Here is a 4,494-nt window from a genome sequence, read left to right as displayed (position 1 = left end):
GGTGGGACCTGCGGCTGGCCGACCGCGACGGGGACGGGCGCGCCGACGCCGTCGGCTCGCCTTAGGACGCGCGTCCGGAACCCGGTGGCCCGGCGAACGCCTGCGCGATGTCGAGCCAGCGCTGCGCGTCGGTTCCGACCGCGGCGACGTCGAGTTCGGCGCGGGGACGGCGCTGGGTGACCAGCATGCAGAAGTGCTCGGCGCTGCCGGTGACGTACTGCTCGGCGTCCTCGGGCCCCCAGGTCCACACCGGATCGCCGGGCGCTCCGTCCGGAGCGGTCAGTTTCACGTGGAACGGTGCGGCCGGCGGAGTCAGCCCGTGCACCGCGAACGCGAAGTCGCGGGTGCGCACCCCGATGTGGGCGATCGAACGCAACCGTGCCGTCGGGGCCCGGGTCACCCCCAGTGCGTCCGCGACGTCGAGCCCGTGCGCCCAGGTCTCCATCAGCCGGGCGGTGGCCATCGACGCCGCGCTCATCGGCGGCCCGAACCAGGGCAGCTTGCGGCCGTCGGCCACCGAGAGCAGGGCGTCGTGCAGCGCGGCGCGGGTGCGACGCCATTGGGCGAGCAGTTCGCCGGGTGGGAGGGCCGCCAGCTCGGCGGCGCCGGCGTCGACGAAGCCGGACGGATCCTGGGCGGCGTCGCCGAGGATCACGCTGAACCCGGGCTCGTCGTCGATCGCGGTCAATGCCACCCGGTCGGTCCACAGCAGGTGGGCGATCTGGTGGGCGATGGTCCAGCCGGCGGCCGGGGTGTCCTCGGCCCAGCGCTGTGGCGGCAGGTCTGCCACGAGCGCGTCGAGGCTGTCACTTTCGGCACGCAGATCGGCGACGATCGGGGCTGCTCCGGCCATGCCGGTCACCTTAGCCAGTGGGGCGGGCGCGGCGTCCGAGCGTCGCGTGGGCCGCCAGCCCGGCCAGGTACACACCGGACCCGGCGACCGCCAGCCCGGGAGCGTGACCGTCGGCCGGCACCACGCTGGCCGCGGCCGCGATCGCGGTGATGAAGGCCATCCAGAACAGCGAGTCCTGCACGGTGAAGACGTGGCCGCGCAGCGCGTCGTCGACGTCGATCTGCATCGCGGTGTCCGCCGAGAGCTTGACCACCTGCCCGGCGGCACCCAGCAGGAATCCGCACCCCACCATCACCGGCAGCTGTAGCCCGACGCCGCCCAGCTGCACTGCGGCCGCGAACGCCAGGGCGCCGTTGGGTGTCGCGTAGCGGCCCCACCGCTTGATCGCGACCGGGGTGATCGCGGTGGCGAGAAACGAACCGGTGCCGGTCGCGGCGACGAACAGGGCCGTGGTGCCCAGGCCGGCGACCCCGGCTGTGTCGGTGTGCCGGACCAGCACCAGCACCAGCAGGGTGTTGAACCCGAACACCATGCGGTGGGCGGCCAACCCGGCCAGCGTCGCGGCCACCGTGGGCACGGCCAGCACCGTCCGGGCACCGTGCACCCAGCCGGTGGCCACCGCGTAGCCGACCGAACCGTGCACCGCCCGCACGGTGACGTCCGGGCCGAGCAGATGGGGCGGGAAGCGCACCGACAGCCACAGCGCGGCAGCGACCGGGACGCAGACCAGGAAGATGATCGTCGCGGCGCCGGCGTCGCCGGCCCCGAACAGCCAGCGCGGCAGCAGCATCACGAAGGCCCCGAAGAACGCGGCCGCCGCGCCGGTGGCCACCGCCACCGAGTTCATCGTGACCACCTGTTCGCGCGGAACCACGTGCGGCAGCGCCGCCGACAGCCCGGACGACACGAATCGGGTGAAGCCGTTGACGATCAAGGCGCCCAACAGGATCGGCAGATCCGAGACACCGGCCTCGAGCAGCGCCGCGACGCCGATCACCAGCGCCAGGCGTCCGCTGTTGGCGCCGATGAGAACCAGCCGCCGGTCCCAGCGGTCCAGCAACGCCCCTGCGAACGGCCCCAGCAGGGAGTACGGGAGAAACAGCACCGCGAAGGCCCCGGCGATGGCCCACGGCGCGGCCTCCCGCTCCGGGTTGAACAGCAGGGCGCCGGCGAGCCCGGCGTTGAACAGCCCGTCACCGAACTGGCTGACCGCGCGCAGTTCCAGCAGCCGCCAGAACTGCGGCAGCGCCCGTACCGATTTCCACAGGGCGACAAGTGCGCGGGCATCGGGCACGGGGTCACATCCTGGCGGTGGTCGTTCGGGGCGGGTGATCGGCCGGGATACCCGCGGCCGCACCCACAGTACAAATCTGAGGTCACGGCGCGCCCGTTCGCCACGATCCGCCGGTGGTGATGACATGATGGGCGGGTGGGTCAGCCCGAGGATCCCGAAGATTTCATCGCCCCCGCGGCGCACCGGGTGCGCGCGGGCACCCTGCTGTTGGCCAACACCGATCTACTCGAGCCCACCTTCCGGCGCAGCGTTATCTACGTCGTCGAGCACAACGACGGCGGCACGCTGGGGGTGGTGCTGAACCGGCCCAGTGAGACCGCCGTCTACAACGTGTTGCCGCAGTGGGCGAAGTTGGCCACCAAGCCCAAGACGATGTTCATCGGCGGGCCGGTCAAGCGTGATGCGGCGTTGTGTCTGGCCACAGTGCGGGTCGGGGTGGATCCGGCCGGGGTGGCCGGGCTGCGCCATGTGCAGGGCCGGATGGTGATGGTCGACCTGGATGCCGACCCGGATGCGATCGCCCCGCTGGTCGAAGGGGTGCGCATCTACGCCGGCTACTCCGGGTGGACGATCGGTCAGCTGGAGGGCGAGATCGAGCGGGACGACTGGATGGTGCTCTCGGCGTTGCCGTCCGACGTGCTGGTCGAGCCCAAGGTCGATCTGTGGGCCCGGGTGCTGCGCCGCCAGCCGATGCCGTTGTCGATGCTGGCCACCCACCCGATCGATCTGAGCCGCAACTAGCGTGTTTGTCCTCGGTGGTATGGCCACGCCGAGCACGGCAGGCCATCGCGCGAATCACTCTGTCGCAAATCTGGCGAATGCTCTGCAAACCGCGTAGCTGTACCAGAGCTGTAGATCGTGGTAGCGATCCCTGAGCAAGCGCCCGGTGAAGAGACCGTCTTGGCGTTGATGCGCACAGAACCATTGCCTTGCTTCTTGCACCTTGGCGTGGCGGGTTAGTCGCGGTTCGATGAGTCCGGCAACATCCAGTGAGGACAGGATGTCAGTCTGCCAAAATGGGAAGCTGAAGCGCGTCCAGTCCTCTTTACGGCTTCTGTCCGGATACGCGTCCCGCTCAAAAAAGCGCGGTACGAGCAGGGCGAGAGCGTTTTTGGCAATACTGCTCGTGCGGTATTCCGGATGCGCTGCGAATGCTCGTAGGACAACGCCGGTCACCAGATGCGAAAACGGTTTGCTGCGATCCAGCTCCAGTTTCGGGCTCCCGCCGTACGTTGTGCCGAGTCCATACCCTTGCGTACGGAAAGCCAAAGCCCACCCGCCGTCAAGCTGGCGATGGTCTTCCAGCCAGGTGAAGGCACGAGATGTGCGCTCGTCGTCCTCGTAGCCGGCTTTGACGAGCAGCTCCAGGAGAGCTGCGGTGTAGTTCGGCGTGTATTGGAGAGCGTAAATGCCTCTGATGTCGCCGTCGTCGTGCTGACACGAGAATATGTATTCGGCCGCCCTCGCTATGGATGAATGTTCACGGTTGAAGCCGAACATCTCTATCAAGAAACCAAGCTGGCGATAGGTTTCCAGCTGGTCGTAATCGACAGCTGGCGATGCTCTCCTACCCGGGTACGACCAACAGCCGCGGTCACGCTGTTTCCGAAGAATTCCCTGCGGTATCGCCTGATCCCACAAGACATCTTTCGGTTTCGGCACAGCTTGTCTCAACAAGTCTCTTCTTGACCAATACTGGACCGGGGCATGTCCGCTGTTGATCAGTGGCGGAACAGGGTTGTGGCGTAGGTCAGCCAGCCAACTCATGTTTTCAATGTGGCCTGCCCCCATTCCGTCTAGTGGTTGGTGGCCTCATCTGAACAGGGGAGGCTGCACGAACCGCAGGCCCCGGCACATCCGTCGCCGCCGGCTGACGCCTGCTGGCGGGCCTGGGCCAGCGCCACGCCTTTGGCGCTCTGCCAGCATCCGGCCGTGACGGTGCCGATCGCTCCGAGGACGCACACGGTGAGCAGGACCGTGGCCGTCGGCGGTGTAGCGGTGAACCCGATGGCGGCGCCGGCCGCGAGCATCGCCGCGGCGGCCAATTGGGTCGGGGCCACCCCGCGCAGCACCCGCTGGACGAAGTCGGCGGACGGCGGCCTGGTCAGCGACCACACGCCGAGCGCACCGGTCACCACGGCCGCGCACAGACAGACGATGGCAGCAACGAACATGGCCCTCAGAATACGGTGTGGCAGGGTGCCGTCCCCCGGACGCCAGGCTTCGCCCGGGGGACGACGGCTCTACCCCTGCAGTCCCAACGGCTGCGGCTGGGCGGCCGCGGCGGGGACGCTGGGAGCTTGTGGCGCCGGGGCGGCGGGCGCGCTCACTGCGGCTGGTGCCACCG

Annotated in this window: 5 protein-coding genes; 1 reads left to right on the top strand and 4 read right to left on the bottom strand. The window is 69.0% G+C overall.

Translation table 11 applies throughout. The features are described from left to right. Nucleotides 1-61: 61 nt before the first annotated feature. Nucleotides 62-853 carry a TIGR03084 family metal-binding protein gene (locus ACXAID_RS27160; RefSeq protein ID WP_475025278.1) on the bottom strand — a complete coding sequence of 264 codons (792 nt, stop codon included), beginning with the start codon at nucleotides 851-853 and terminating at the stop codon, nucleotides 62-64. Between the two features lie 10 nt (nucleotides 854-863). Continuing rightward, a complete protein-coding gene (locus ACXAID_RS27155; RefSeq protein ID WP_475025277.1) occupies nucleotides 864-2,147 on the bottom strand; it encodes an MFS transporter in 1,284 nt (427 codons plus the stop codon). A gap of 135 nt (nucleotides 2,148-2,282) precedes the next feature. On the opposite strand from ACXAID_RS27155, the gene ACXAID_RS27150 reads away from it, so the two are divergent. Then, a complete protein-coding gene (locus tag ACXAID_RS27150) occupies nucleotides 2,283-2,888 on the top strand; it encodes a YqgE/AlgH family protein (protein ID WP_475025276.1) in 606 nt (201 codons plus the stop codon). Between the two features lie 54 nt (nucleotides 2,889-2,942). On the opposite strand, the gene ACXAID_RS27145 is transcribed toward ACXAID_RS27150, so the two are convergent. After that, complete coding sequence (locus ACXAID_RS27145) at nucleotides 2,943-3,914, bottom strand: prenyltransferase/squalene oxidase repeat-containing protein (RefSeq protein WP_475025275.1); 972 nt, start codon at nucleotides 3,912-3,914, stop codon at nucleotides 2,943-2,945. A 29-nt stretch (nucleotides 3,915-3,943) separates the two neighbouring features. Beyond that, nucleotides 3,944-4,321, bottom strand: coding sequence for a hypothetical protein (locus tag ACXAID_RS27140; protein WP_475025274.1), 378 nt, complete (start codon nucleotides 4,319-4,321; stop codon nucleotides 3,944-3,946). Between the last annotated feature and the right edge of the window lie 173 nt (nucleotides 4,322-4,494).

This window comes from Mycobacterium sp. ABE4_509 (assembly GCF_056160785.1).
Note: the sequence above shows the minus strand (reverse complement) of the source record. Positions and strands in the feature narration are given on the sequence as shown.